This is a genomic window from Streptomyces tubercidicus (assembly GCF_027497495.1).
GTDB lineage: Bacteria > Actinomycetota > Actinomycetes > Streptomycetales > Streptomycetaceae > Streptomyces > Streptomyces tubercidicus.
Genome location: NZ_CP114205.1, coordinates 4,798,134 through 4,823,958 on the forward strand (window position 1 = coordinate 4,798,134; position 25,825 = coordinate 4,823,958).

23 protein-coding genes are annotated in these 25,825 nt (G+C 71.7%); 10 read left to right on the forward strand and 13 right to left on the reverse strand.

Translation table 11 applies throughout. The features are described 5' to 3' along the window. The first annotated feature begins 48 nt into the window (after positions 1 to 48). The 3 genes from STRTU_RS20980 (at position 49) to STRTU_RS20990 (ending at position 3,056) form a co-directional block, all read left to right on the forward strand. Entirely contained in the window at positions 49 to 1,338 is a 1,290-nt protein-coding gene (locus STRTU_RS20980; RefSeq protein ID WP_159745092.1) for a dTDP-4-dehydrorhamnose 3,5-epimerase family protein, read from the forward strand. Between the two features lie 89 nt (positions 1,339 to 1,427). After that, positions 1,428 to 2,747, forward strand: a complete 1,320-nt coding sequence (locus STRTU_RS20985) for an MFS transporter (protein ID WP_159745094.1) — start codon at positions 1,428 to 1,430, stop codon at positions 2,745 to 2,747. A gap of 165 nt (positions 2,748 to 2,912) precedes the next feature. Next, entirely contained in the window at positions 2,913 to 3,056 is a 144-nt protein-coding gene (locus STRTU_RS20990; RefSeq protein WP_159745096.1) for a hypothetical protein, read from the forward strand. Between the two features lie 90 nt (positions 3,057 to 3,146). Here the strand turns inward: STRTU_RS20990 and STRTU_RS20995 are convergent, their stop codons facing one another. From STRTU_RS20995 to STRTU_RS21035, 9 genes are all read right to left on the reverse strand, one after another. Continuing rightward, a complete protein-coding gene (locus STRTU_RS20995) occupies positions 3,147 to 3,656 on the reverse strand; it encodes a tetratricopeptide repeat protein (protein ID WP_246240942.1) in 510 nt (169 codons plus the stop codon). A 221-nt stretch (positions 3,657 to 3,877) separates the two neighbouring features. Next, positions 3,878 to 4,540 (reverse strand): M23 family metallopeptidase, encoded by a 663-nt coding sequence (locus STRTU_RS21000; protein WP_159745098.1) that lies wholly within the window; start codon positions 4,538 to 4,540, stop codon positions 3,878 to 3,880. Between the two features lie 293 nt (positions 4,541 to 4,833). After that, positions 4,834 to 5,556 (reverse strand): dienelactone hydrolase family protein, encoded by a 723-nt coding sequence (locus STRTU_RS21005; RefSeq protein ID WP_159745100.1) that lies wholly within the window; start codon positions 5,554 to 5,556, stop codon positions 4,834 to 4,836. Between the two features lie 235 nt (positions 5,557 to 5,791). Beyond that, positions 5,792 to 7,066: a glycosyltransferase gene (locus STRTU_RS21010; protein ID WP_159745102.1), complete on the reverse strand. Its 1,275-nt coding sequence runs from the start codon at positions 7,064 to 7,066 to the stop codon at positions 5,792 to 5,794. A gap of 163 nt (positions 7,067 to 7,229) precedes the next feature. Continuing rightward, positions 7,230 to 8,015 (reverse strand): MerR family transcriptional regulator, encoded by a 786-nt coding sequence (locus STRTU_RS21015; RefSeq protein ID WP_159745104.1) that lies wholly within the window; start codon positions 8,013 to 8,015, stop codon positions 7,230 to 7,232. Positions 8,016 to 8,272: 257 nt separating this feature from the next. After that, the gene (locus STRTU_RS21020; protein WP_159745106.1) at positions 8,273 to 8,668 is read right to left on the reverse strand and encodes a GntR family transcriptional regulator; all 396 of its coding nucleotides are present in this window, start codon (positions 8,666 to 8,668) and stop codon (positions 8,273 to 8,275) included. 192 nt (positions 8,669 to 8,860) lie between these two features. Beyond that, on the reverse strand, positions 8,861 to 9,910 hold the full coding sequence (locus tag STRTU_RS21025; RefSeq protein ID WP_159745108.1) for an ABC transporter permease subunit: 1,050 nt from the start codon (positions 9,908 to 9,910) through the stop codon (positions 8,861 to 8,863). Then, positions 9,907 to 10,836: an ABC transporter ATP-binding protein gene (locus STRTU_RS21030; protein WP_159745110.1), complete on the reverse strand. Its 930-nt coding sequence runs from the start codon at positions 10,834 to 10,836 to the stop codon at positions 9,907 to 9,909. The genes STRTU_RS21025 and STRTU_RS21030 overlap by 4 nt, the downstream gene beginning before the upstream one ends. A 174-nt stretch (positions 10,837 to 11,010) precedes the next feature. Beyond that, positions 11,011 to 11,514: a GNAT family N-acetyltransferase gene (locus STRTU_RS21035; RefSeq protein WP_159745112.1), complete on the reverse strand. Its 504-nt coding sequence runs from the start codon at positions 11,512 to 11,514 to the stop codon at positions 11,011 to 11,013. Positions 11,515 to 11,581: 67 nt separating this feature from the next. Between STRTU_RS21035 and STRTU_RS21040 the strand changes: the two genes are divergently transcribed. Next, complete coding sequence (locus STRTU_RS21040; protein ID WP_159745114.1) at positions 11,582 to 12,385, forward strand: exodeoxyribonuclease III; 804 nt, start codon at positions 11,582 to 11,584, stop codon at positions 12,383 to 12,385. Between the two features lie 234 nt (positions 12,386 to 12,619). Next, a complete protein-coding gene (locus STRTU_RS21045) occupies positions 12,620 to 13,483 on the forward strand; it encodes an NsdA family TPR-like regulatory protein (RefSeq protein ID WP_246240947.1) in 864 nt (287 codons plus the stop codon). Positions 13,484 to 13,762: 279 nt separating this feature from the next. On the opposite strand, the gene STRTU_RS21050 is transcribed toward STRTU_RS21045, so the two are convergent. Next, complete coding sequence (locus STRTU_RS21050; RefSeq protein ID WP_159745116.1) at positions 13,763 to 14,275, reverse strand: stress protein; 513 nt, start codon at positions 14,273 to 14,275, stop codon at positions 13,763 to 13,765. Positions 14,276 to 14,641: 366 nt separating this feature from the next. Between STRTU_RS21050 and STRTU_RS21055 the strand changes: the two genes are divergently transcribed. Then, the gene (locus tag STRTU_RS21055; RefSeq protein WP_246240950.1) at positions 14,642 to 16,486 is read left to right on the forward strand and encodes an AfsR/SARP family transcriptional regulator; all 1,845 of its coding nucleotides are present in this window, start codon (positions 14,642 to 14,644) and stop codon (positions 16,484 to 16,486) included. A gap of 31 nt (positions 16,487 to 16,517) precedes the next feature. On the opposite strand, the gene STRTU_RS21060 is transcribed toward STRTU_RS21055, so the two are convergent. Then, a complete protein-coding gene (locus STRTU_RS21060; RefSeq protein WP_159747111.1) occupies positions 16,518 to 17,261 on the reverse strand; it encodes a MerR family transcriptional regulator in 744 nt (247 codons plus the stop codon). 290 nt (positions 17,262 to 17,551) lie between these two features. On the opposite strand from STRTU_RS21060, the gene STRTU_RS21065 reads away from it, so the two are divergent. From STRTU_RS21065 to STRTU_RS21080, 4 genes are all read left to right on the forward strand, one after another. After that, entirely contained in the window at positions 17,552 to 19,075 is a 1,524-nt protein-coding gene (locus tag STRTU_RS21065; RefSeq protein WP_159745118.1) for a flavin-containing monooxygenase, read from the forward strand. Then, positions 19,072 to 20,076, forward strand: a complete 1,005-nt coding sequence (locus STRTU_RS21070; protein WP_159745120.1) for an alpha/beta fold hydrolase — start codon at positions 19,072 to 19,074, stop codon at positions 20,074 to 20,076. Before STRTU_RS21065 ends, STRTU_RS21070 begins: the two co-directional genes overlap by 4 nt. Next, complete coding sequence (locus tag STRTU_RS21075) at positions 20,073 to 20,954, forward strand: SDR family oxidoreductase (protein WP_159745122.1); 882 nt, start codon at positions 20,073 to 20,075, stop codon at positions 20,952 to 20,954. The genes STRTU_RS21070 and STRTU_RS21075 overlap by 4 nt, the downstream gene beginning before the upstream one ends. A 128-nt stretch (positions 20,955 to 21,082) precedes the next feature. After that, entirely contained in the window at positions 21,083 to 21,328 is a 246-nt protein-coding gene (locus STRTU_RS21080; RefSeq protein WP_159745125.1) for a hypothetical protein, read from the forward strand. Positions 21,329 to 21,467: 139 nt separating this feature from the next. On the opposite strand, the gene STRTU_RS21085 is transcribed toward STRTU_RS21080, so the two are convergent. Further along, entirely contained in the window at positions 21,468 to 22,097 is a 630-nt protein-coding gene (locus STRTU_RS21085; RefSeq protein ID WP_159745127.1) for a hypothetical protein, read from the reverse strand. 259 nt (positions 22,098 to 22,356) lie between these two features. After that, complete coding sequence (locus STRTU_RS21090; protein ID WP_159747112.1) at positions 22,357 to 25,692, reverse strand: S41 family peptidase; 3,336 nt, start codon at positions 25,690 to 25,692, stop codon at positions 22,357 to 22,359. Between the last annotated feature and the right edge of the window lie 133 nt (positions 25,693 to 25,825).

Sequence of the window (25,825 nt, forward strand, 5' to 3'; positions counted from 1 at the left end):
GAAAGCCCACCCCGCTCCCAACCGAAGCAGAAAGAGAAAGGGAACGTCGTGAGTGAGTCGTTTTCCATCGAAGGACTCGGCTGGCGTGAGAACTGGCGGATCGAGAACGGGAACGATTCCTACGTCGTCCCCTTCCCGACCCTGCGGCCGGCGACCCTGGTTTTCCACGGGGAGACGGAATTCAGCTACGGTCACTACGGAATTCACCTGGGTCAGGCGGACGTCCTCACCTTCATGGGGCCGAGCAGCGGTACGGTCACCGGCTGGTTCATCGACTGCCGAGAGGGCTCGCCCACCGCCGGGTTGCGGGAGAAGCACACCTGGTCGCCCACCTCGGCCCGCGCGCTGTACATCCCGCCGGGGGTGGCCCACAGCTTCGACGGCCTGGAGTTCGTCAACACCATCAACTCCTACGAGCTGTTCCTCCCGGAGCCCGCCGAATGGGTCCACGGCAGCCTCGACTGGCAGCCCGACGCGGACATCATCAACATTCCCCTCGGCATCGCCGACGAGGGCATCCCCCTCTACAAGCCCAACTCCCACCCCGCCAGCGAGCTCTGGTACGACATGGTCGCCGCCCAGCAGCGCGCCATGATCCCGAAGGTGGCCTACGAGTACCCCGTCACCCGGGACGTGAAGCTCGCCGACGGCACGGTCCGCCGGGTCGAACTGCGCCGCCCGCTGCCCAAGGACGACCGGAAGAACTGGGAGCCGCTGGCCGACGTCTTCGGCGTGGGCTGGGTGCGCCACCCAGTGATCCGCAGCGGCGCCGAGTCCGGCTTCTCCGCCCTCCTGGACCGCCACCCGCTCTACTTCATCGACCACGGCGAGACGGGCTACACCCACGACGCCTACGGCATCCACCTCGGCCAGGAGGACCGGCTCACCTTCGCCGGCCCCCGTAAGCAGCTGGTCACCCTCCACCTCATCGACACCCGGGTGGACTCGCCGACCTACGGCGCGGACGTGACGTACACCTTCTGCCCGGACCCCGAGCGGTACCTGCTCATCCCGCCGGGCGTGGGCCACGCCTTCGAGCACCTGGAGAACGTGTACACCATCAACCGGCCGCGCACCCTGCTGCCCGAGGACGGCAGCGAATACCAGCCAGGCAACGACGTCATCGACTGGCAGGTCGCCAAGCGGCCGATCCCGGCGCTGCGACCCAACACGGTGCCGGCGAGCCGGGAGTACTACGAGGCTCAGGTCGCGGACCAGAAGGCCCTGCGAGCGCTGCCCGTCACCCACTCCACCCCCTCGGTGATGATGATCAAGGGCAAGGACGGCAAGGAGATCAGGGTCGCGCTGCGGAAAAAGGTGGCGATGACCGGCTCCTGAGGAACAACCAGCAGCGCGGCGGCCGACACGGCCGCCGCACTGCTGTCGTATACCCCACGCACCATTAGTCGTCCACGGAGTTGGAACCCATGCCGAAGTCCCGTTCCCTGTACCGGTCGTTTGCGCCCCTGCGGCACCGCGACTACCGCCTGTTCTTCATCTCGTACCTCATCAGCATGCTCGGCGACGGGGTCTGGCTGGTCGCGCTGCCGTGGGTGGCCATGGAGCTGGGCGGTGACAGCTCCGAACTCGCCATGGTGGTGGGCGCCGAGGCGGTGGGCCTGATCTCCTGCGTCCTGGTGGGCGGTGCGCTCGCGGACCGCTTTCCGCGCAGACGGGTCATCGGCTGGTCGTTCGTGGCGAGCTTCGCCGTGCTCGCCGTGCTCACCGTCGTCCATGTCATCGGGGACCTGATGGTGTGGCAACTGGTCGGCGCCGCTTTCGTGCTCGGCGCGTCCGCCGCGATCAGCGGACCCGCCTCCGACGCCTTCACCCCCGACCTCGTGCCCGAGGAGAGCCTGCACTCAGCCAACGCCCTTGAGTCCACTGTGCGTTCGCTCACCACGCGGATGGTCGGCCCGGCTCTCGGCGGTGTGCTGATCTCGCTGCTCGACTCCATGAGCGTCATCGTGCTCAACGCGGTGAGCTTCGGGGTGGCGGCAGTGTGTGTGGCCCTCATCCGGCCGGGCGTGTCTGCCGGTTCCGTGTCCGAGGAGGAGGCCGAGTCGGCCGAACCCGTCCCGTACCGGCAGGCGCTGCGCTACCTGTTCGGGGAGCGGTGGCTGTGGGTGCTCATCGTGTGGTCCGGCGTGGTGCTGCTGCTCCAGTCCGGCCCCCGGCAGGTGCTCCTGCCCTTCCTCATCAGCGACCGGCTCGGCGGCGATGCCCGCGACTACGGCCTTTTCATCGCGGTGACCGGCGTCGCGGCCGTGGTCGCCTCCGTAGTGCTGGGCGCGCGCAAACTCCCCAAGAACTATGCCCGTTGGATGCTGCTCGCCTGGACGGCGGGCGCCGCTCCGCTGGCGGTGATGGTCTTCGTACCGTCGTTCTGGCTGCTGCTTCCCATGGCCGTGATGTACGGCTGCTTCTCGACCGTCGGCAACGTGTACTGGTCGACGCTGATCCAGACCGTGCCGAGCGCGGTGCGCGGTCGCGTCATCAGCATCGACTGGCTGGGCTCGCTGGCGCTCGTACCGCTGTCGGCGGTGATCGCGGGTGTGGGCTCGGGCGGGGCGTTCGTGGTGACCCTCTTCGTGCTGGGCGGGACGCTGCCGGTGCTGATGACGCTGGCGACGCTGCGGTGGGTGGACCTGAGCGCGCTGCGGCCGCCAGGGGAGGTCGTGGAGAAGTCCGAGGAGCCGGCGCCCGAGGCCCTGGAGTCCCCGGTCGCGGCACGCCCCGCCTCGTGACGCGGGCGGCCTGCCCACTGCCTTGATGTGCGGTTCCTTGTGCGGTTCCTTGTTCGTTCCCGTGCCGAGGGAAGGCGGTGGGAACGGCGGCGAGCAGTATCCGTCACGTCGAGAGCGATCGACGTGACCACGAGACAGGCACAGGCCGCGACAAAGGGGTGGGGCATGCTCAGCAAGGCGATGAAGCTGGCCGGGGTTGTTGCAATGACGCTCGCATTGGCACTCGGGGAAAGCGCCGCGCTGGCCGGGTCCGAGGACGCGGCGTACAGCGTGGCCCAGGGGGAGGGTCCGGCGACCTTGAGGCCCTGACCGCCACGCGAGCCCGCACCGCTCCGTACACCGCGTCGTGTACGGAGCGGTCAGTTTGTCCGGGGAGACGCCTGGGCCCGGCCCCGTTTCTCAGCCTTTCGGGATCGGGTCGGCCACGGCTGCGGCGTAACGGGCGAGTGAGTTGTTGTAGCACGGCAGATGGTGGGAGAGCGCGCCGAGGGCGAGCGCCGCGGCCTCCCGTTCGCGTCCGAGGTCGACGAACGCCAGGGCGAGGAACGCGGTGACCACGTCGTCGAGGTGGTCCGAGGTCTTCCCGCGCTCCGCGAGCAGCATGTCGGCGCCGGCCTGCGGGTGGCCGAGGGCGCGCAGCGTACTCGCGAGCTGGACGACCGCCTGACGTCGGCGTTCGCCGTCCAGGCCGTCGTCCAGGGCCTGCCGGTAAAGGGGAACGGCCCGCTCGCCCAGGTCGGTCGCGTCATAGGCGGAGGCGAGCTCGAACGCGGCGACGGTGTGCCCCTCCGGCAGTTCGTCGGCCAGCGTCCTCATCTTCGAGCGGAACTCCGCCGCATCGCAGTCCTCGAAGGCGGCCCACAGGGCGGCGCAGCGACGTTCCCACTCCGCCGTGATCTTCATGGTCATCGTCATAGCTTTGCAGACGGAGCCAGCCGCCGGAGCAGCCCTCGCTGGCGTCAGCTGCTCCGCCGTCAGCAGCTGGGCGAAACGCCACTCGAACTTCCGCAAGATTGCCCTTATGACTGGCATCGGCAACCGGCGCACGAAGTACGTCCCGTGCTCCGATTTCCTCAGGGGACTCAAGGGGGTGGGGTGGGGGCTGTCGGTGGTGGGGCGGGGGCTAATGGCTAGCGGTGGCGGCGGTGGTGATGATGATGGCGGTGCTGGTGGTGACGGTGATGGTGGGTGTGGTGGTGGCGGTAGCGGTGATGCGCGCGGGGGCGTTTGTGGGGGCGGTGGGGGTGTGTGGTGGGGGTGGGGTGGGTGAGGTGGATGCCGTGTTGGGCTAGGTAGGGGAGGGGGTTGATGTCGGTGCCGTAGTAGCGGGCGGTGCGTACCTCGAAGTGGAGGTGGGGGCCGGTGGCGCGGCCGGTGGCGCCGCTGTAGCCGAGGTGGGTGCGGGCACGGACCTTCTGGCCGGTGCGGACCGTGATGCGGGAGAGGTGGCCGAAGAGGGTGTAGCGGCCGTCGTTCATCCGGATCGTCACGGCCTTCCCGTAGGCGCCCGACCGTTTGGCGAGGACCACGGTGCCGGAGCCCACGGACCTGACCTTGGTCCCGGTGCGGACGGCGAGGTCGATGCCGGTGTGGTGACCGGCCTGCCAGCCGCCGCGGACGCCGTAGGGCGAGCTGATGCGGTGATGGGCCTTCGCGGGCGGGCCCGAGTTGCCGGCCGGGGCGGCGACGGCCACCTGGGAGGCTGCCAGGGCGAGGACGCAGCCCGTGGCCGTCGGGGCTATGGCGAGCAGCAGCATTCTGCGCAGCGGGGTGCTTTTGCGGAACGTGGTCATAGTTGCGAGCCCACGCCTGGTGGCGGGTGTGCGCATCCCGGGGCGGGGGGCCTGGCCGCCGAACGGGTGGCGGGTCGTCCGCCGGTCGGGTCTTGGCGGTCCTGGTGGGTGGTGCGGGTGGATGGCTGTGGTGGTCGGTGGTCGGTGGTCGGTGCGGGCGGTCGGTCCGGGTGGATGGTCGTGGTGGTCGGTCCCGGCGGACGGTCCCGGGGGACGGTCCCGGGACCCGATCTCGATGAGTGGCGGCCTGGCCGACAGCGGCTACCGGCTGCTGTCGGCCTGGCGGCCCGGCCTTACTTCAGGTGTCGGCCGAAGAACCGGTTCCCGTCCTCCACCTCGAACCACGGGGTGCCGGTGTGCCCGCCCAGATTGGCGTGCAGGGTCTTCTCCCTGGTGCCGAAGGTGTCGAACAGGTCCAGCGCGCGCCGGCGGGGGTTTCCCTCGTCGTCCCACTGCAGCAGGAACAGCAGCGGGATGGTGACCTGGCGGGCCTCCTCGCGCTGGGCGCGGGGCACGTAACCGCCGGCGAAGAAGCCGGCGGCCGCGATGCGCGGCTCGGTCACCGCCAGGCGGATGCCGACGGCGGTCCATCCCGAGTAGCCGACCGGGCCGCCGATATCGGGCAGGGCAAGGAGGGCGTCCAGGGTGGCCCGCCATTCCGGGACCGCTTTTTCGACCAGTGGGCCGATGAAGGACTCGAAGATGTCGTCGGCCGGCTCGCCGGCCTGCATGGCGCGGCGGAGGTCGGCGCGGGCCTGCTCGTCGGCGGCGGAACGGGGCCGGTCGCCACAGCCGGGGGCGTCGATGGAGGCCACCGCGTAGCCGTGTGCCGCGGAGTGCCGGGCGCGGGCCACCAGCCGGGGTTCTGCCTTGGGCAGGCCGTTGTTGTGGGCCATCAGGATCAGCGGGGCCGGTGCGGCGGATTCGGGCGTCCACAGGGTGCCGGGGGTCTCGCCGAGGGTGAATTCGCGTGCGAGGACGCCGTCGTCGAGGCGCTGCTCGGAAGTGAAGTGCATGGTCGTGCCTTTCGGGAGTGCTCGTGAACGGCGCTCCCGGACGACCTATCGCCCGACCGTGACCCCGGAGGGGAGCACCCATGTCGATACTGCGTTCACGGGTACCACCTCCTCGTTCTCTCGCACGGCCTCCGGGAAGGTAGCAGTGGTCGCCGGGGTCCTCCAACGGGTTTTCGCGGAGGCTCTGGTAGCTGGATGCCACTCAGCCACGTGCCTGCCGAAGGGCAGGGGCGTCTTAGACCGTCAGGCGTTCTACGGCCTTGAGGACCTTGCCGGGGCCGTCCTCGGTGGCCAGGCGGTGGGCGGCGGTGGTGGCGTGAGTGCGGTGGGCCGGGGTGGTGGTGGCCTGGGTGAGGGCGTGGGACAGGCGGGCGACGGCGTCGTCACCGGACAGTTCCTTGAAGGGGATCGGGGTGGTGGCGACGCCCAGGGAGGTCAGGCGGGCGGCCCAGAAGGGCTGGTCGGCGGTGACCGGGACCGGGATGGTGGGGACGCCGGCGCGCACGCCTGCGGCGGCGGTCCCTGCGCCGCAGTGGTGGACGACCGCGGACATGCGGGGGAAGAGGAGGGCGTGCGGCACTTCGCCGATGGTGAGGAGGCCGTCGTCCGATGAGGTGTGCCGGGTGGACAGGCCGGACCAGCCGGACTGGAGGATGCCGCGGAGCTTGGCCCGGCGCAGCGCGGCGGCCGCGATCGTGCTCAGGCGCTCGCCCTCGCCGCCCGCCATACTGCCGAAGCCGACGAAGACCGGGGGCGGGCCCGCGGCCAGGAAGTCCTCTACGGCGGGCGGGAGTTGGGCGTCCGGGGCGTGCCAGGGCCACCAGTTGCCGACGATGTCGAGGCCGGGGCGCCAGTCCGTGGGTCGGGGCACCAGGACCTCGCTGAAGCCGTGCAGGACCGGCCGGCCGACGGCTTCGGCGCGGCGGCGGACCGTACGGGGTGTGGCGGGCGGCAGTCCGAGGCGGGCGCGCAGGTCGCGGGACGCGTCGGCGTAGAGGCGGTCGATGATGCGGAGCGAGAGGCGGCCGGCGGCGCGGTTGCCCCAGCGGCCCAGGGAGCGGCCGCCGCTGACCACCGGGGCGAAGTCGCTGGTGGGGGCGCCGGGTACGAGGGGCAGGTCCAGGTAGGGGATGCCGTGCGCCTCCGCGAGGTGGTGGCCGAGCGGTGCGGTGGTGGCGGAGAGCAGGAGGAGGCCGGTGTCGTCGCGGGCGGCATCGGCCAGGCCGCCGCCCAGTTCCTTGATGAAGGCGGCGGCCTGCCGCATCAGGGTGCGTCTGCTGCCGGGGTCGGCGGGCCGCGTCCGTACGGCGGTGTCGTCTGCGGGACGGTGCGTGCGGGGGTCGGCCGGCAGCGGGCGGAACTCCAGGCCGGCGGCCCGTACGAGGGTGGCGTAGCGGTCGTGGGTGGCGAGGGCGACGTCATGGCCGGCGGCGCGGAGCCGGGCGCCCACTCCGGTGTAGGGGGCGATATCGCCGTGGGATCCGGCGGCCGTGATGAGGATTTTGGTCATGGGTGGGCGGCCTTTGTCGGGTCTGGGGGCGGGGTGTTGTGTGGGTGTGGTGGACGCACGGCGGGAGGGCCGGGCATGCGGGGATGGCCGGTATGGCGATGCGGCGGATGTGGCGGATGTGGGCGGGCGGTCCCCCGCCCACCCGCGGCCCGCTATCCGCCGCTCACTCCTCGCCGTCCGGCGACTGCCGTACGGCGTTGGCATGTACCGCCGTGTGGAGGTAGGACGCGAGGCCGGGGCGTTGTTCTGTGGGCGGCACGAGGAGGGCGAAGGCTCGGGGGTCGGTGGTGAAGTCGTCGGCGATGCGGGTGTGCATGTCGGTGGGGCAGGGGGTGAACCAGCGGGTGATGTGCTGTCGGTGTTCCTCGGCGAGGTCCATGGCGGGTGGGCCGTCCGGTGCTTCGCCGGTGTCGAAGGCGGTGAGGAGGCGTTGGCGCCAGTCGGCGGCCTCGGCCATGAGCTGTGCCCAGTCCTCCTTGGAGTGTGCGGCGGCCCGTGCCATGGAGTGCTGATGGCCCTCGTGGTGCTGCCACTTGAGATGGGCCTGGGTGGCGTAGGTGAGGTCGAAGGTCACCTCGCCGAAGACCTCGAACCGCTCCTCGGGGGTCAGCTCCACCCCGGTCTGCTGGACCCGCATGGCGTGTTCGGCGACCTCGACCAGCCGTCGCAGCTTGGTGATCTGGTCGGTGAGGAGGCGGTGCCGGGCGCGGAGGTGGTCCAGGGCGTTGGCCTGTGGGTCCGCCAGGATGGTGGCGATCTCGTCGAGGGGGAAGCCGAGTTCCCGGTAGAAGAGGATCTGCTGGAGCCGGGCGAGGTCGGTATCGCTGTAGAGGCGGTAGCCGGCGGGGCTGCGGTCACTGGGGGAGAGCAGGCCGGCCTTGTCGTAGTGGTGCAGGGCCCGCACCGTGATCCCTGTGAAGCCGGAGACCTGTCCGACCGAGTAGCTCATCGCAGCGCCTTTCGTCCCGTCCCATCCCGTCCCCTCCCGCCATGTTCGGTCGGGCCGCCGTCGTCCGGTGGGGAGGTCGCCACCGGGGCCGGGCCGGGGCCGGGGGAGGTCCTGCCGTTCCTTCAGGGTGGGGCCTGACGTTGCGTGAGGGTCAAGGGAGGACGGGGGGACGAGGACGGGGGACGAGGACGGGACGGGACGGGGCGGGGCGCCACACCACGGCGCCCCGCCCCGTCCCCGTACTCGTCCCCGCCCCCTCAGCCGTCCGGGTACCGGTCCTGGAGCACCGAGGTCACCAGTGCCTGGACGTCCTCCCGGTCCAGGCCCCCGGCGCGGGCGCGGTCCATCCAGGAGCGGAGTTCCTCGCGGAGCAGAGCGTCGGCGGCGGAGTCGGGGCGGGCGAGCGTACGGCTGACGAAGGTGCCGAGGCCGGGGCGTGGTTCGACCAGGCCCTCGCGTTCCAGTTCGCGGTAGGCCTTGAGGGTCGTATTGGGGTTGACCTTGGTCGTGGCGGCCACCTGGGCGGCGGTCGGCAGCCGGTCGCCCTCCACCAGGACGCCCAACCGAAGTGCCTGCTGGACCTGTTGCACGATCTGGAGGTAGGTGGCGACACCGCTGCGGCGGTCGATCCGGAACTCGACGACGCTCACCACCTCTCTGTCTCTTCCGCCCGTGCCGTCCGGTGTGCCGCCGGGGCCGGGGCCGGGTTGCCCAACCGCTTGATGATCCGGTGGGGCGTGCCGGGTGTCAAAGCGCCGCCCGGGGCGCGCCCCGTACGGTATGGCCCCGGGGCCGGCTGCTCGTGTAAGGCGCCACGTGGCTGCCCGTTCACAGTGGCCGCCCGTTCACAGTGGCCGCCGGTGTGTCCGCCAGACGACGAACGCCAGCACCACGGCGGTCAGAGCCAGCAGGATCGCCGCGCCCAGCCACTGCATCCCGGCCATCTGCCCGTAATCGAAGTACTGGGTCACCCGGTTGACGATGCCCAGCTTGGCCCGGCATGCCTCGGCGCCGCTGTCGGTGCAGGTGCCGAAGCCGTAGAGCTTGCCGTCCGCGGTGGACACCCAGTCGTCCATCCGTACGGAGGCGAAGGGCAGGCTGGGGCCGTTGTCGGAGTCGTACGGGTAGGTGACGCTGCGCAGGGTGCCGAGCCGGGGGCGTATCTGCTCGGTCCAGACCACGTCGGTGACCACGGAGAGGGCGAGGGTGGCCGCCATGGCCGGGACCACCCGCTTGATCAGCATGCCGAGGGCGATACCGCAGGCGGTCAGGAACAGCGTCTTGGCGACCGGGACGGGGCCGGTGGTGTCGAAGGGGCCGTTCGTCAGCCAGTCGCCGCTCGCGGCCAGCCCGTGGGCCGGGGCCCACAGCCAGGTGAAGACCGCCGACAGCAGAGTGCTGCACAGCACCGCGACGGCCAGCGGCAGGCCGAGCGCGGCGGCGATCCAGCGGGTGCGGCTCACCGACTGGGTGGTGACCAGCCTGACGGTGCCGTGCTCCAGCTCGCCGGCGATCAGCGGTGCGCCGAGGAAGATGCCGGCCAGGACCGGCAGGCCCTGCAAGAAGGAGAGGTCGTTGCCGAACATCGGGCCGTAGCTGTTCTGGAACTCGGTGAGCAGCTCTCCGTCGGGGTCGGCGGTGGCGCGGTGGCTGTGCAGGAGGTCCTGTACGCCGATGCGCTGGCAGGCGAAGGTGATGCAGCCGACGACGGTGGCCAGCAGGGCGGCGCACAGGAGGGCGCGGTGCCGGCGCCAGACCAGCCAGGGCAGACCGTGCAGCAGGCCGCGGCGGCCGCCGGCCGTATCGGTGAGACCGTTCCCGTCGGCCGCGTCGGCTGTGTCGTCCGCGTCGGTGGTGCCGCCGGGTGTGCGGCCGGAGGTGTCGGTCGTCTTCATGCCGCGGTCTCCCGTGGCGCGTCGACGCGGGCCTCGTCCGCGATCAGGGTGGGGGCGTCGGGCGAGCGCAGATAGGCCAGCAGGACCTCCTCCATGCTCGGCGCCAGCACCTCCCAGCTGTCGGAGAGCGGCCCGCCGGTCCGGACCAGGGCGCTGAACTGCCGCCCGCTGACCCGGGATTCGACCACGGTGTGGTGCCGGCGCAGCTCCTCGGGCACCCCGTCGTCCCCCTCGGCGACGCCCGTCACCAGCTGGTGCGCGGGGACCAGGTCCTCGGTCTGGCCGGCCATCCGCAGCCGGCCCTCGGCGAGGACGAGGAGGTAGTCACACATGACCTCCAGCTCGGAGAGCATGTGGGACGACATCAGGACGGTCGTGCCGTGTTCGGCGGCCTCGGCCATCAGCAGTCCGGACAGCTCGTTCCGGGCGAGCGGGTCGAGGTCGGACATCGGCTCGTCGAGCAGCAGCAGCTCGGGCCGCTTGCCGAAGGCGAGGGCGAAGGCGACGCGGGTGCGCTGGCCGCCCGAGAGGGTGCCGATACGGGCGCCGAACGGCACATTGCCGGAGCGGACGATCCGCTCGGCCAGCGCCTGGTCCCAGCGCGGGTTGAGCTCACGGCCCAGCCGCAGTGTCTCGGCCACCGTGAAGCGGGGGTAGAGCGGCTTGTCCTGGGCGAGGTAGGCGATCCGGGACAGCACGGCCGGGTCGGTGACCGGGACGCCGAACAGCTTCAGCGTGCCGGTGGTGGGCTGCACCAGCCGGGTCGCGGTGCCCAGGAAGGTGCTCTTGCCGGCGCCGTTGGGGCCGACGAGGGCGCAGATATGGCCCGCGGGGAGCCGGAAGGAGCAGTCTCGCAGTGCCCAGCCGCGGCCGTACTGCTTGCCCAGTCCTTCGGCCTCGATGGCCCATGGGCTCGGGTGACTCACCCGGATCCCCCCTTTAGCTAGTTGATTAGTGGAATGAGTATGGGGAGCGGTCCGGAGGCGTGTCAACAAGAGGGGGGCGAGGGTGTGGGGGCGGGGTGGCCCGGGAGGGCGGCCGCTCAGCGACGGCCCGGGGGCCGGCCGGGGGCCGACCGGGGGCCGGCCGGGGCCGGCCGCTCAGCGACTCCGGGGCGCCTCGCCCCCGCTCACCAGCGATTTCGCCATGCAGCGGCTGTCGTCATACGTCCGGTACAGGCCGAACTTCTTGACCAGCGCATAGCCGGACGAGGCATAGAGCTCCAGCGCCTCGGGCTGCTTGATCCCGGTCTCCAGCACCATGCGGGTGCGCCCCGCGGCCCGTGCGTCGGCCTCCAGGGCGGCAAGGATCCGCCGGGCCAGCCCCCGTCCGCGTGCCTCCGGGACCACGTACATCCGCTTGATCTCCGCGTCGCCGACCGCGTACCCCTCCGCGGCGTCCTCCTGCCGCCGCCATCCGCCGGTGGCCAGCGGGCGGCCGCCGTCGTAGGCGATCAGATACGTGCCGTGCGGAGGGGTGAACATCTCCGGGGTGAGCGGGGTGATGTCGCCCTCGTCGCCGTAGCGCCGGGCGTACTCCTGCTGCACCAGAGCGTCGAGGGCGACCGCGTCGGGGTGGTCGTAGCGGGACGGGCGTATCTCCATTCCAGAAAGCGTACGGGGGGCCGGGTGCCCGGCGCGATGAGGTTCCAGGGGTGGGTATCGTGCCCGGATGCTCACCGTGACCTCTGTGAATGTGAACGGGCTGCGCGCCGCGGCCAAGAAGGGCTTTGTCCCGTGGCTGGCGGAGACCGGGGCGGATGTGGTGTGCCTCCAGGAGGTACGGGCCGAGGCCGCCCAGCTTCCGGAGGAGGTGCGGGAGCCCGCGGGCTGGTACACCGTGCACGCCCCGGCGGCCGCCAAGGGCCGGGCCGGCGTCTCCCTCTACACCCGGCGGGAGCCGGACCGCGTCCAGGTCGGCTTCGGCTCGGCGGAATTCGACAGCAGCGGCCGCTATGCCGAGGTGGATCTGCCCGGTGTGACCGTCGCCAGCCTCTATCTGCCCTCCGGTGAGGTCGGCACGGAGCGGCAGGACGAGAAGGAACGCTTCATGGCGGAGTTCCTGCCGTACCTCGTCGAGCTGCGCAAGCGGTCCGCGGCGGACGGCCGTGAGGTGGTGGTGTGCGGCGACTGGAACATCGCGCACCAGGAGGCCGACCTGAAGAACTGGAAGGCCAACCGGAAGAACGCCGGCTTCCTCCCGGAGGAGCGCGCCTGGCTGACCGACGTCCTGGACGAGACCCGCGGCGGCTACGTGGACGTCGTCCGCGCCCTGCACCCGGACACCGAGGGCCCGTACTCCTGGTGGTCCTACCGCGGCCGCGCCTTCGACAACGACGCGGGCTGGCGCATCGACTACGCCATGGCCACCCCCGGCCTCGCCGCACGCGCGACGAAGGCGTATGTGGAGCGGGCGGCCAGCCATGACCAGCGGTGGTCGGACCATGCGCCGGTGACGGTGGTCTTCGAGCGGTAGCTCGCACCAGGGCGCCCCGTCCGGCTGTGGTGCTCGCCGCCGCTGGACGGGACCGCAAGAGGTGCTTGGGCTTCCCGGGCCCAAGGGGGTTTGCCCTCACGGCCTGGGCAGCACCCCGGACGGGGGCGGACCGGGGCGAGAGCCCCGAGCCCGTCAGCTCGGACCGGGCGCGTCTGCCCGCGCTCCAGGCTTGTCCGGCCGGGGTCCTCACACGACCCCGCCTACCTGTCCCGGGTGCTGAGCGGCAAGCAGCAGCCGTCGCCCAAGCTGGCCGGGTCGCTCGACGATCTGCTCAAGACCGGGGGAGCGCTGGCCGGAACCCTGCTCGACACTGACGACCGCTCTCGGGTGACCCGCAGTGTGGCCAACCCCTCCCGGCTGGACGCGGGGACCGTGGACGCACTGGCCGGGGTCCTCGCCGCGTACCGGCGGCTGGATGACACGGTCAAGCCCCAGTCGGTACTTCCGGCCACCCTGACACAGATGAACGAGGTGACCCACCTGCTGAAGGCCGCCCGGGGGCCACAACGCGACCGGCTGGCGGAAGTCGCCTCCGAGTTCGTCCAGTTCGGCGGATGGATGCTCGCCCAATTACGCCAGGACGCCAAGGCGGTGCACCTGCTGAACGACGCGGTGGAGCTGGCGGACGAGGTGGGCAACGGCACGCTGGCCGCGCAGGCGCTCAACTTCAAGGGGTATATCGCACGCCGGCAGGGCCGACCGCGCGGGGTTGCCCGCTGGTACTCCGCTGCCGCCTACACCCTGGGCGCCCACCCCGCTCAGCGTCTCGGGGACATGCTCCAGGCAGCAGCAGGCATGGCGGAGTCGGGGGAGAGAGACGATGCCCTCCGCTTGGTTGAGAACGCGGAGAGGCTGACGGCCGCTGCCGCCGAACTGCCGCCCCCGGAGACGGCCTACTGGCTCACGCCCGAGTTCAACCGCCTGAACATGGGGCTGGCGAACCTGGGACTTGCCCGGTACACGGATGCCATGGACCACATCACGGCGGGGCTTGCAGGGCTGCCTGATGAACTTCGTGACGCACCGTGGACCTGGGAGCACCGCGACGCGCGGCAAAGGGCAGTGGCGGCGCGGTAACCCGTACTGCGAGGGGTCCCCCGCCCCAGCGGACGGTCTCTCCGCGCCCTTCTCGTCGCCGTTCCCGGCCGCGCCTCGCGTTCGCACGCGCTCGGCCCGGTCGGGGATTGCAATTCCGCTTGCGGTGTCCAGTTCTGGTCGCAGGGAATTCATGAGGTGGTCCGACGCAAGGGATATCTCGGGGACTTTTGTGCTGTGGTGGGTGGTATGGGGAACGGCCCGCCGGGTGGTCCGGCGGGCCGTTGTGAGGGGAGGTGGGTCAGTGGTGCGACCGGGGGCTCAGGAGACGCGGGAGAACTTCACGTAGCCGCCGTTGTCGGGGCGCTCCCAGATGCCGCGGAAGGCCCAGTTGATGTAGCCGCCGTCGCCCTTGTTCGTGAACTCGCCGTCCTCGAAGACCCAGATGCCGTAGACGACACCGTCGTAGGTGGCGGTGCCGAACGACTTCACGCCGTTGAAGTGGTCCTCGTACGGCTGGCTCAGGTTGTGCACCATGACGTTGTACTTGCCGCCGGCCGCGTAGAACGCCGACTCCATGAAGCTCTTGACGAAGCCCTCGCGGTTCTGGGCGGTCTTGATCGACGCCTCGATCTTGTTGGCGATGCCCAGAACGTCGACGTTGAGGTTGAGGTTCGCGTTGGCGCCGACGCTGACGGGCGACTCGCCCGCGGCCGCGGCGGCGGCCACCGGCGTGGCCGAGGCGGTCGCGGGGAAGGCCACGGCGGTGCCGGTCAGCGCCGCGCACAGGGCGGCTGCGGCGAGGCTCTTCTTCACGAGGTTCTTCCGGGACATGGTTTTCCTCCATGTGTAGGGGGTGGCAGACCTCCCCGTCCCCGGTGCGGTTGCGGGGGCGGAGAGGCGGCCCGGGGCAGCCGCTTGGGAATGCCACTGCGCCGGTGCGGAAACGATCATTCGCGGCCCGGCTCATGATCCGCTCACGACGTGATCACGGAGTCCGTCAACGGCCCGTGTTTAAGTGACTTTTCGTCAATTCGCTGACTGTGTCCATATAGTGAGAGCGAATGAGGGAAACGGAACCCTGTGTTCCTATCGGTGGTCTTCCTGGAAAAAGGGGCGGTTTGCCGTGCGTCCACCGGCGGCATGAACTCGAAGGTCACAATGGTTCAGTTGCGGCTACTAGGGCCAGTTGAAATTGAAGTGAACAGTGGGCGACTGCTGAGTTTGGGAACCGGCCGGCTGCGCAGTGTGGCGGCGATTCTGATCAGCGAGGTCAACCAGGTGATCACGGTGAGCAGAATGATCGACCTGGCCTGGGACGGGGACCCGCCGGCCAGGGCGAGAGGCGTGGTCCACAACCATGTGCACCGTCTGCGGCGGCTGCTGGTCGGCCAGGCCGAAATCGCCACCCGTGGCCAGGGGTATGTGCTGCTCGCCGATCCGTGCGCGGTGGACGTCCACCGGTTCCGGTATCTGGTGTCCGGCGCCCATGAGGACGAGCCGCGGACCGCCGTCGCCAAACTGCGCCAGGCACTCGGGCTGTGGCGGGGCGAGGCGCTGGCGGATGTGCCCGGTGAGCGGGTGCGGCGGACGCTGGGCGTCGGACTGACGCAGGCGAGGGTGGCGGCGTTGCAGGAGCTCGGCTCCAGGCTGTTGATGCTGGGCCGCTACGGGGAGTTGATCACGGAGCTGACCGCCTGGCTCGCGGAGCACCCCCTGCACGAGGAGCTGACCGCGCTCCTGATGCGCGCGCTCCAGGCCAGCGGCAGACAGGCGGAAGCCCTCGACCACTACCACCGCACCAGACGCCATCTGGAGGAGCAGATGGGCATCGACCCCGGCCCGTCGCTCAATGCGACCTATCTGGCGGTGCTCAGCGGGAAGCCAGTGATCGCCCCGCCCGTGTCCACCCCGACCGTCGTCACCCCGACCCACACCGCTCCCGGCGTCCGCTCCGGTCCGGGCGTCGCCCCGCCCCCGCCCCGGCCCGCCCAACTCCCGCCCCGTATAGCCGACTTCTGCGGACGGGTACGGGAGATCGCCGCGCTGGACCAGAAGCTGGACCGGTTGCCGCGGCCGGACTGTGTGGTGCTCGCGGGCGGCGGCGGGGCCGGCAAGACCACGCTGGCGGTGCACTGGGCGCACCGCCACAAGGCGGAGTTCCGCGACGGGCAACTCTTCGCCGATCTACGGGGGTTCGAGCGTCCTCCGATGCGGCCCGACACTGTGCTGGGGATGTTCCTGCGGGCCCTGGGGGTGCCCGAGGCGCGGATACCCGACGGTCTGGCGGAGCGCTCGGCGCTCTACCGTGCGCTGCTCGCCGGGCGGCGGATGCTCGTGGTGCTGGACAACGCCGGCACGGCGGAACAGGTGCGCCCGCTGCTGCCCGCGACGCCGGGCTGTCTGGCCGTGGTGACCAGCCGGCGGCGGCTGAGCGGGCTGGTGGTCCGGGACGGTGCGGCCCTGGTCACGGTGGGGCCGTTCGCCGCGGACGACGCCCTGGAGCTGTTGGGCAACGTACTGGGCCCGGCGCGCCTCGCGGCGGACCCGGCGGCCGCCCGGGAGCTCGTCGAGCGGTGCGACAGGCTGCCGCTGGCCCTGCGGATCGCCGCGGCCCGGCTGATGGCGCACCCCGACTGGTCACTGGGCTGCTGGACCGGGAAGCTGGCCGACGAGCGCCGCCGGCTCCAGGAACTGTCCGCGCATGACGCCGACCTGGCGGTGGAGGCCTGCCTCTATCTCAGCTACCGCGCGCTGTCGAGCGGGGCGGCCCGGCTGTTCCGCCTCCTCGGGCTCCACCCCGGCCCGGACGTGGACCTGCCCGCCGCCGCGGCCCTGGCCGGCCGCGATCCCGAACGCACCCACCGCCACCTCGCCGAACTGACCGACGCGCACCTGGTCGAGGAGCATGTGCAGGGGCACTACGTACGGACCGAGCTGGTGCGCATCTACGCCGCGCAGCGCGTCGCGTCCGAGGAGACCCCGGCCGACCGGGACCTCGCCCGGGAGCGGCTGCGGGATCAGGCGGCGCGGTACCGGCCGTGACGGTACGAGGCCGTCCCCCGGCGGCCCGCGGTCACCTCTCCTCCGGCCCTTCCCGGCCCTCCTCGCGCAGCCACTGCGCCACCTCCGCCCGGACCCGGCGGTCCATGGCCATGGAGAGCTCGGCCTCGACCACGCCCTTGGAGAGCGGGCGGAGCTTTTCGATGGTCTCGGTGATGTGGTCGGCCTCCTGGGGGCCGACGCCCTCGCACGCCGCGACGCGGGCGAGGACATCGGAGAGGAGGTGGGTGCGGATCAGGTCGGTGAAGACATCGGCGAGGGCGTCGGCGTGGGCGCGCACCTGGCGGCCGGCTTCCAGGACGGCGGCCAACGGGACGCCCCTGTTGACGAGTTCGGTGGAGGCGTCCAGCAGGCGGCGGCTGATGTGGACGAACTCGTCGCCGTCGACGGCGAGATAGCCGAGGTCCAGGGACGTGCTGAGGTTCTCCGGGGTGATGTCCTTGCTGAAGTGGTCGGCGAGTTCCTCGGGGGTGAAGCGGACCGGTGTCTCCTCGGACCAGGCCGGGACCAGGGGGTTCTCCAGGCCGAGGAGTTCGCCCACCTCGCGGCCGGTGTCGAAGGCGGAGAGCAGTTCGGCGATGCCGCCGAGGGTGTGGCCGCGCTCCAGGAGGGCGCCGATGGTGCGCAGCCGGGCGAGATGGTGCTCGTTGTACCAGGCGATCCGGCCCTCGCGGCGCGGCGGCGGGATGAGCTTGCGCTCGCGGTAGAAGCGCAGCGTGCGGACCGTGATGCCGGCTTCCCTGGCCAGGTCGGCCATGCGGAATTCGCGCGCGGGAGGGTGGTCCGCGGGCTCCGTCCGCTCGTCGTGGGGGTTCTGGTTCGCTGCCACGGGTTCAGCCTATGCCGGGGGTGTGACGCGGGGGGCCGGTGTGCGACCGGCAGTAACTTCCTACCGTCCGCCCCCTACCGCTGGGTACGTGGCTGCCCTACGCTCCCATTGCGCCAGTGATTGCTGGCGTGGTTGGGCGGGCGGCTGGGACGGCTGCCGTGCCCGGGGCATGGCAACCGAAAATGGCAGGAAGAACGTCGAACTCGGGAGGCGGCGGGATGGACGGGCGCGAGCGCGGGCATGTGCGGGTTGCGGTGATCGGATCGGGCTTCGGTGGTCTGGGGGCGGCGGTCCGGCTGCGGCGTCAGGGGATCACCGACTTCGTGATCCTGGAGCGGGCCGACGCGGTGGGCGGCACCTGGCGGGACAACAGCTATCCGGGGTGCGCGTGCGATGTGCCCTCGCATCTGTACTCCTTCTCCTTCGCGCCCAACCCGGAGTGGCCGCGCAACTTCTCCGGGCAGCCGCATATCCGCGCGTACCTGGAGCGGGTCACCGACATCTTCGGGCTGCGGCCGCACCTCCGCTTCCAGTCGGAGGTGCGCTCCCTGCGGTGGAACGCGGAGGCGCTGCACTGGGAGGTGGAGACGGCGAGCGGGTCGCTGACCGCGGAGGTGGTGGTGTCGGCGACGGGACCGCTGTCGGACCCCAAGGTGCCCGAGATCCCGGGGCTGGACACCTTCCCCGGCAAGGTCTCGCACTCCGCCCGCTGGGACCACGACTACGACCTGCGCGGCAAACGCGTCGCCATGATCGGTACGGGGGCCTCGGCGATCCAGATCGTGCCGGCCATCCAGCCGGACGTACAGCGCCTCACGCTCTTCCAGCGCACCCCGCCCTGGGTGCTGCCGCGCGCCGACCGGCGGATCAGCGCGGCCGAGAAATGGCTGCACACCAAGGTCCCGGCGACCCGGGCCGCGCGCCGCGGGCTGCTGTGGGGCATCCGGGAAATGCAGGTCAGCGCCTTCACCAAGCGCCCCGAGCGGCTGGGCCTGATCGAATCCCTGGCCCGGAACCATATGAAAAAGGCCGTCAAGGACCCGGCGCTGCGGGCCGCGCTGACCCCCGACTACCGCATCGGCTGCAAGCGCATCCTGCTCTCCAATACGTACTACCCGGCCCTGGCGCAGCCGAATGTGGACGTGGTCACCGCGGGGCTGGCGGAGGTCCGCGGCAGCACCCTGGTCGGGTCCGACGGGAGTGAGGTGGAGGCGGATGCGATCGTCTTCGGCACCGGGTTCCATGTGACCGACCTGCCGATCGCGAAGCGCGTCACGGGTGTCCACGGGACGACGCTGGCCGAGGAGTGGAAGGACGGCATGGAGGCGCTGCGCGGCGCCACCGCGGCCGGTTTCCCCAACTTCCTCACCATCATCGGGCCCAACACCGGCCTAGGGAACAGCTCGATGATCCTGATGATCGAGGCGCAGCTGAACTATCTGGCCGACTTCATGCGCCAGCTGGACGTCCTCGGCGGGAAGATCGCGCTCGACGCCCGGCCGTCCGCTGTCCAGGACTGGAACCGCAAGCTCCAGCAGCGGATGACCCGCACGGTGTGGAGCACCGGCGGCTGCGACAGCTGGTATCTGGACGCCAACGGCCGCAACAGCACCGTCTGGCCGGGGACGACCGGGGAGTTCAAGAAGGTCACCCGGCAGGTCGACCTGGCGGAGTACGAGGTGCTGCGGCCGCCGAAACCCGCGGGCAGCAGCACCGGCGAGCGCGCGGAGGTGGCCGTATGAGCCGCCGCCCCGCCCATGTCACCAACGGGCCGTACGCCCCGCCGGTGCCGCGGACGACGCGCACCGTCACCTCGGCGGACGGCGCCCGGGTGTACACCGAGGTCCATGGCCCCGAGTCCGCCCCCGCCGTCGTCCTGGCGCACGGCTGGACCTGCTCGACCGCCTTCTGGGCCCCGGTGGTCCGCGATCTGGCCACCGACCACAAGGTCATCGTCTACGACCAGCGGGGTCACGGCCGCAGCCCCGCCACCGGGCCGGCCGGTCACAGCACCCATGCCCTCGCCGATGACCTGGTCGCCGTACTGGAGGCGACCCTGACGACGGGCGAACGCGCCGTGCTGGGCGGCCACTCCATGGGCGGCATGACGATCATGGCCGCCGCCGAGCGGCCGCAGCTGCGCGAGCGGGCCGCCGCCGCCCTGCTGTGCAGCACCGCCAGCGCCGGACTCCCCGCCGAATCAACGGTGTGCCCCCTGCGCAGCCCACAGGGCCGCCGACGCGCCCACGGGCTGATGCTGCGCTCACGGGCCCCGCTCGGCCCTGTATCGCCGCTCACCAGGCTTGCACTGAAGTACGCCACCATGGGGCCGGGCGTCACCGCCGAACAGATCGAGGCATGTGTGCGCATCGTGCACGGCTGCCCGTCCGGCGTGCGGGCCCGATGGGGCGCTGTACTGGACAGCCTCGAACTGACCGGCGGCGCCGGGCGGCTGGAGCTGCCGACCGCGGTCCTCGTGGGCACCGCCGACCGGCTCACCCCGCTGGTGCAGGCCCGTCGGCTGGCCTCCGTGCTGCCCGATTTCCGCGGGCTGACCGAGCTGCCGGGCCGGGGCCATATGACGCCGATCGAGGACCCCGGCGCGGTCTCCGGCAGGCTGCGCGACCTGGTCCGGGACCATCTGCGGAGCACCGGCACCGGCACCGGCACCGGCAACGGCGCGGCCGCGACCGCCGAAGTCCCCCACGGCGCACGGCAGAAGAAGAAGGAGGAGACGCCATGAGGGCGAGCAGGGATCTGGCCGGGCAGGTCGTGGTGGTGACCGGGGCGGCGCGCGGGGTCGGTGCGCTGCTGGCCCGCAAGCTGTCGGCGCGCGGTGCGACGCTGGCGCTGGTCGGTCTGGAGCCGGACGAGCTGCGCGGGGTCGCGGCCGCGCTACCCGGCCCGGCGCACCACTGGCACGCCGATGTCACCGACCACGGGGCGATGGCCCGGGTGGCGGACGAGGTCAAGGACCGTTTCGGGAAGGCCGATGTGGTCGTCGCCAACGCCGGGGTGGCGACCGGCGGCCCGTTCGCCGACTCCGACCCGGTCGCCTGGAAACGGGTCATCGAGGTCAATCTCATCGGGGGCGCGGTCACCGGCCGGGCCTTCCTGCCCCTCCTGACGGCCTCCCGCGGCTACTTCCTGCAGATCGCCTCGCTGGCCGCGATCACCCCGGCGCCGATGATGACCGCGTACTGCGCCTCCAAGTCGGGCGCCGAGGCGTTCGCGCACAGTCTGCGCGCCGAGGTCGGCCACCGGGGCGTACGGGTCGGCGTCGGCTATCTGAGCTGGACGGACACCGACATGGTGCGGGGCGCGGACCGGGACGACCTGATGCGCGAGCTGCGCTCCCGGCTGCCCTGGCCGTCGAACAAGACCTATCCGCCGGGCCCCGCCGTCGACCGGATCGTCGCGGGCATCGAGCGCCGCTCCGCCCATGTCTACGGGCAGTGGTGGCTGCGCGGGATGCAGTCGGTCCGGGGGTATCTGCCGGCGCTCATCGGGACGGTGGGGCAGCGGGAGATGCGGCGCTTCGGGGACCGGCTGGACGGGATGCGGGTCGGTCTGCTGGGGGCCGGCGGCGAGGCCGACGAGAAGGCGCGGGCGGACCGGTGAGCGGCCGCTGAGCACCGCCGTCCCTTACGGAACGTAGTCATCCGTGATCGAAATGCGAGCAATGTCCGGGCGTGTCACGCTGAACGGGGCCCAAACCCCCCTCAAACACCCCACTAGGAGTGAACAGCATGGGCATCAAGGACCAGTTCCAGGACAAGGCCAACGAGCTGAAGGACCAGGCGCACAAGGCCATGGGTGACTCCCGCGAGCAGGGTCACGAGCGTCAGCGCCAGGACCAGGAGCGTGGCGGTCAGCGCCCGGAGCGGGAGGGTGACCGCCGTCAGGGCGGCCAGCAGCCCCGTGACCGTGGCCAGCAGGGCCGTCGTCCGGCCCAGGACGCGATGGACGCCGCCGAGGGCCGCTTCCAGAGCTGACGTGGCACGTCCTGAACACCACGCGCGGCGGCGTACGCGCCATGCGTGAGGGGCGCACCCGGTCGACCGGGTGCGCCCCACCGCTTCCCCCCTGTGTCCCCCCAACCTCCGCGCCGACGAGGTCAGTCGGCGCCCGAGGTCAGCTGACGACCTTGAGCTTCTCCGGCCAGCCGTACCGCTCGGCCTTGCTGAAGAGGTTGTTGATGTCCGTCGGGTTCAGCTTGATGCAGCCCAGCGAGCGGTAGTCATCGGAGCCCTCCCAGCGGTAGGGGTTGTCCTTGCCGGGCTCGGGGGACGCCTGGCTGCCCTCGGGCCACATCTCGCTGTGCACGAACAGCTCGGCGCGGGTGGTCCGGCCGTTCTCGCACAGCTTGTCCTCGACGTGTATGACCTTGCCGTTGATGCCCTGGTCCCCGCCGTTGTAGTGCGCGTCGTGGGCCAGCACCTGGTAGCTGCCGTTGGGCAGCCAGCCCTGCGAGGTGGCGCATTCGTCCTTGCCGCGCGGGCCGCCGTCGCCGGAGCCGGCGCGGTACTTGGCGAGCACCGTGTCCTTGGCGTCCGGAACGCTCTGCATCAGGTAGAGCCGCGAGTTGTGCGGGTTGCTCTGGTTCTTGTTGAAGTAGAGGTACGTACCGTCGGCCGCGGCCGTCCCGGTGGTCTTCCCGGACGCCGGCTGGGCGGCCAGCGCGGGGGTGGCTGCGGTGGCGGTCAGGCCGCCGGCCAGAGCCAGCACGGCGGCCAGCGGCGCGATCCGGTGACGGATTCCCATGGGTGTATCTCCGTTGAGCTGGGGGGTGTTGACGGGGCGTCTGCGGATGCCCCGGCCGTGGAGAGTACGACCCGTATGTGATGAGCCCGTAACCGGAAGATGATCTTTCGTCTCTGGCCCGGTGCACGGCTGTCCGCGCAGGCGGGAGGGGGTGTGCTGAGGTGTCAGGAAGCAGGCTTCAGGAGCCCGCAGAGGTCAGGAAGCAGGGGCAGGCGCCCGCAGTCGTCAGGAGCCCCCGGACGTCACGCGCCCGCAGGCGTCACGCCCCCGCCGCCTCCGCCGTGCCCTCACCCCGTGGCGGCAGCGGCGGCCGCCGCAGGTCCGGCACGTCCGACAGGTCCGGAGGGGTCGACGCCGGGTGCCGCTCCAGGAGTTCCAGTGCCGTGCGGATCGCGACGCCCAGTTGGGGATGGCGGCCCTCGGCCCAGTGCAGGGGGGAGCGCAGTGCCTCGATGTCGACCTCGACGCCATGGTTCTCCACGCCCCAGCCGTACAGGCGGAACCATGCGGCGTTCATCGGGACGGTGATCGCGGTGCCGTCGGCGAGCCGGTGCCGGCCGGTCATCCCGACCACCCCGCCCCAGGTGCGCATGCCGACCACCGGGCCGATGCCCTGGAGCTTGAAGGCCGCGGTGATCATGTCGCCGTCGGAGGACGTCATTTCGTCGGCGACCGCGACGACCGGGCCGCGCGGCGCATTGCTGGTGTACGAGACGGGCTCGGCGTCCCGGGTCAGGTCCCAGCCCATGATGGTGCGGGTCAGCTTCTCGATCACCAGCTCGGAGATATTGCCGCCCGCGTTGCCCCGTACGTCCACGATCAGCGCGGGCCGGGAGACCTCCATCCGCAGATCGCGGTTGAACTGCGCCCAGCCGGAGCCGCCCATGTCGGGGATGTGCAGATAGCCGCACCGGCCGCCGCTCAACTCCCGTACCACGTCCCGGCGTTTGGCCACCCAGTCCTGGTAGCGCAGCGGCCGTTCGTCGACCAGCGGGACCACCGCGACCCGGCGGGCCGGGCCGTCGCCGTCCGGCGGGGAGAACGTCAGCTCCACCGTGGTGCCGCCGGCCGCGGCCAGCAGGGGAGCGGGGCCGGCCACCGGGTCCACCGGGCGGCCGTCGACATGGGTGAGCGCGGTGCCCTCGCGGATGCCCGTGCCGGCCAGCGGTGAACGGGCCTTGGAGTCCGAGGACTCACCGGGCAGGATCCGGGTGACCACCCAACGGCCGTCCCGGCACACCAGGTTGGCGCCGAGCAGGCCCATGGCACGCTGGTAGTGCGGCGGTCCCTCGTTGCGCCGGGCGCCGGTGACATAGGCGTGCGAGGTGCCCAGTTCGCCCATCACCTCGCGCAGCAGATCGGCGAACTCGTCCGGGGAGGCGACCCGGTCCAGCAGCGGCCGGTACTGCGCCAGCACCGCGTCCCAGTCGATACCGCACATCCGCGGATCCCAGAAGTACGCCCGGGTGATCCGGCCCGCCTCCTCGAACGCCTGGTGCCACTCCGCCACCGGATCGACATCGTGCAGGATGCGCCGCAGGTCCAGGAAGACCGTGCTGTCGCTGTCCGGCGTTTCGGTCGCCGGTACCGCGCGCAGCTCGCCCTCGTCGTTGACGACCAGCCGGGAGCCGTCGCCGCTGAGCGCGAACTCGTCGAGGGAGCTGGTGAGTTCGGTGCGCCGCGCCTTGGTCAGATCGAAGTGTTCGAGAGTGGGGCGGCCCGAGGTCTCGGCCGGGTTGGCGAAGGTCTCGCCCAGCGCACCGGAGATCGGCCAGCGCAGCCAGACCAGCCCGCCGCCGCTGACCGGCTCCAGGGAGGAGTACTTGGACGCCGCCACCGGGAACGGGGTGACCCGGTTGGCCAGCCCCTCCACCTCGACCAGCAGCGGCCCCTCGCCGGACGGCGGAGGGATCTCGTCCGGATCCAGGCCGCCCGCCGCGGGCCGGCCCTCCGGGGACAGCGCGAAGGGGGACGGGGTCGCCGACGACAGCGGGACGAGATGCGGGCGGCAGCCCAGCGGGAACGACAGATCGCCGGTGTGCACGTCGTAGACCGGGTCGAAGCCGCGCCAGGACAGGAACGCCAGATAGCGGCCGTCGCGGGTGAACACCGGCTGCTCGTCCTCGAAGCGGCCGTTGGTGACGTCCACGATGTGCCGGTCGGCGAGCCGGGCCATCTTGATCTGCCGCAGCGACCGGCCGATGCCGGGGTGCGACCAGGTCAGCCAGCGGGAGTCGGGGGAGAACGCCAGATCGCGGACCGGGCCGTTGGCGGAGCGGACCAGCTCGGTGACCCCGCCGGAGGCGTCCTCCTCGCTCGCCCCTTCCTCCGGCCGGGCCACGTCGACCAGCAGCAGCCGGCCGTCGTTGGCGGCCACCGCCAGCCGTTCGCCGTCCGGGGCGGCGGTCATCTCCTGGACCCGGCCCAGCTCCCCGGCGGCCAGCCGGCGCGGTTCGCCCGGCGCGCTGGCCCGCGGCAGGTTGGTGATCTCGATCGCGTCCTCGCCCTCGGCGTCGGTGACATAGGCGATCCGCCCGCTGTCGCCCAGCATCTCGGGGAGCCGGACCCGTACGCCCGGGACGTCGTGGATGGTCCGGGCCGGGCCGTCGCGGTGGGTGAGCCAGTACAGGCTGCCGCGGACGCCGACCGCGCTGGCCCGCCCGGTTCCGTCCACCGCGAGCGCGGTGACGTGCGCGGCGGCCGGGACCTGGTAGGTGCGCCGCCCGGCCCGCGGGCCGCCCAGGCGCACGGCCAGCTTGCGGGGCACCGCGTCCGGGCCGAGATCGTCGATCAGCCAGAGATCACCGGCGCACTGGTAGACGATCCGCGCGCCGTCGGTGGAGGCGTGCCGGGCGTAGAAGTCGGTGTGGTCGGAGTGGCGGCGCAGATCCGTGCTGTCGGGCAGACAGGAGTAGACATTGGCGATGCCCTCGTGGTCGGAGAGGAACGCGACCCGGCCGCCGACGAACATCACCGAGTCCAGGTGCCCGTACAGATCCGGCAGCAGCCGGGTGCCGTGCAGCCACATCCGGCCCATCGCGCCGCCCCGGTAGCGCTTCCAGGAGGCGGGCTCGTGCGGTGGTTTGCCGCTCAGCAGCAGGGTGCGGTGCTCACCGCCGATATCGGCCACCGCGATATCGGAGACCGGCCCCCAGGGCAGCTGTCCGCCGGGGCTGCCGTCGGTGGGCACGCTGTAGGCCCACGAGTAGTACGAGAACGGCTGGCCGTGCGAGGAGACCGCCAGGATGTGGGAGTGGCCCTCGTGGTCGGGGGGCGTCCAGCCGCAGACCCGGGCGTCGGTGCTGCCCCAGTACGTCAGCCGCCGGGCCGGGCCGCCCTCGACCGCCGCCAGATGGACCTCCGGGTCGAGGCTGCGCCAGGTGGTGAAGGCGATCTGCTGCCCGTCGGGGGAGAATCGGGGGTGGCCGACGCGGGTGCGGTCCACGGTCAGCCGCCAGGCGCGGCCGGGCTCCGCACCGTCCGGGGCGAGCGGGGCGATCCACAGATCGTCCTCGGCGGCGAAGCAGAGCAGCTCGCCGTGCAGATGCGGAAAGCGCAGATAGGAGCCGCCCGGCGGGTCCGGCCGGTCCGGTATCCGGCGCGGCTGCCCGCGAGGCTTGGCGGGGTTCGGCTCCGGGCGCGGCCCGACGGCCTCGGGTGCATCGCTCACGCACCCATCGTTTCGGGACGGGCAAGCGGCGGCAACTCGGTCGGGTGACGCCGGTACC

What these genes read in the sequence shown, in the direction of transcription:
- STRTU_RS21060 (WP_159747111.1), bottom strand. Translation starts at nt 17,261, where the DNA reads ATGGCCGACCTGGCCAGGGAAGCCGGCATCACGGTCCGCACGCTGCGC.
- STRTU_RS20995 (WP_246240942.1), bottom strand. Translation starts at nt 3,656, where the DNA reads ATGACCATGAAGATCACGGCGGAGTGGGAACGTCGCTGCGCCGCCCTG.
- STRTU_RS21035 (WP_159745112.1), bottom strand. Translation starts at nt 11,514, where the DNA reads ATGGAGATACGCCCGTCCCGCTACGACCACCCCGACGCGGTCGCCCTC.
- STRTU_RS21075 (WP_159745122.1), top strand. Translation starts at nt 20,073, where the DNA reads ATGAGGGCGAGCAGGGATCTGGCCGGGCAGGTCGTGGTGGTGACCGGG.
- STRTU_RS21015 (WP_159745104.1), bottom strand. Translation starts at nt 8,015, where the DNA reads ATGAGCTACTCGGTCGGACAGGTCTCCGGCTTCACAGGGATCACGGTG.
- STRTU_RS20985 (WP_159745094.1), top strand. Translation starts at nt 1,428, where the DNA reads ATGCCGAAGTCCCGTTCCCTGTACCGGTCGTTTGCGCCCCTGCGGCAC.
- STRTU_RS21065 (WP_159745118.1), top strand. Translation starts at nt 17,552, where the DNA reads ATGGACGGGCGCGAGCGCGGGCATGTGCGGGTTGCGGTGATCGGATCG.
- STRTU_RS21025 (WP_159745108.1), bottom strand. Translation starts at nt 9,910, where the DNA reads ATGAAGACGACCGACACCTCCGGCCGCACACCCGGCGGCACCACCGAC.
- STRTU_RS21000 (WP_159745098.1), bottom strand. Translation starts at nt 4,540, where the DNA reads ATGACCACGTTCCGCAAAAGCACCCCGCTGCGCAGAATGCTGCTGCTC.
- STRTU_RS21010 (WP_159745102.1), bottom strand. Translation starts at nt 7,066, where the DNA reads ATGACCAAAATCCTCATCACGGCCGCCGGATCCCACGGCGATATCGCC.
- STRTU_RS21040 (WP_159745114.1), top strand. Translation starts at nt 11,582, where the DNA reads ATGCTCACCGTGACCTCTGTGAATGTGAACGGGCTGCGCGCCGCGGCC.
- STRTU_RS21050 (WP_159745116.1), bottom strand. Translation starts at nt 14,275, where the DNA reads ATGTCCCGGAAGAACCTCGTGAAGAAGAGCCTCGCCGCAGCCGCCCTG.
- STRTU_RS20990 (WP_159745096.1), top strand. Translation starts at nt 2,913, where the DNA reads ATGCTCAGCAAGGCGATGAAGCTGGCCGGGGTTGTTGCAATGACGCTC.
- STRTU_RS21070 (WP_159745120.1), top strand. Translation starts at nt 19,072, where the DNA reads ATGAGCCGCCGCCCCGCCCATGTCACCAACGGGCCGTACGCCCCGCCG.
- STRTU_RS21080 (WP_159745125.1), top strand. Translation starts at nt 21,083, where the DNA reads ATGGGCATCAAGGACCAGTTCCAGGACAAGGCCAACGAGCTGAAGGAC.
- STRTU_RS21005 (WP_159745100.1), bottom strand. Translation starts at nt 5,556, where the DNA reads ATGCACTTCACTTCCGAGCAGCGCCTCGACGACGGCGTCCTCGCACGC.
- STRTU_RS21085 (WP_159745127.1), bottom strand. Translation starts at nt 22,097, where the DNA reads ATGGGAATCCGTCACCGGATCGCGCCGCTGGCCGCCGTGCTGGCTCTG.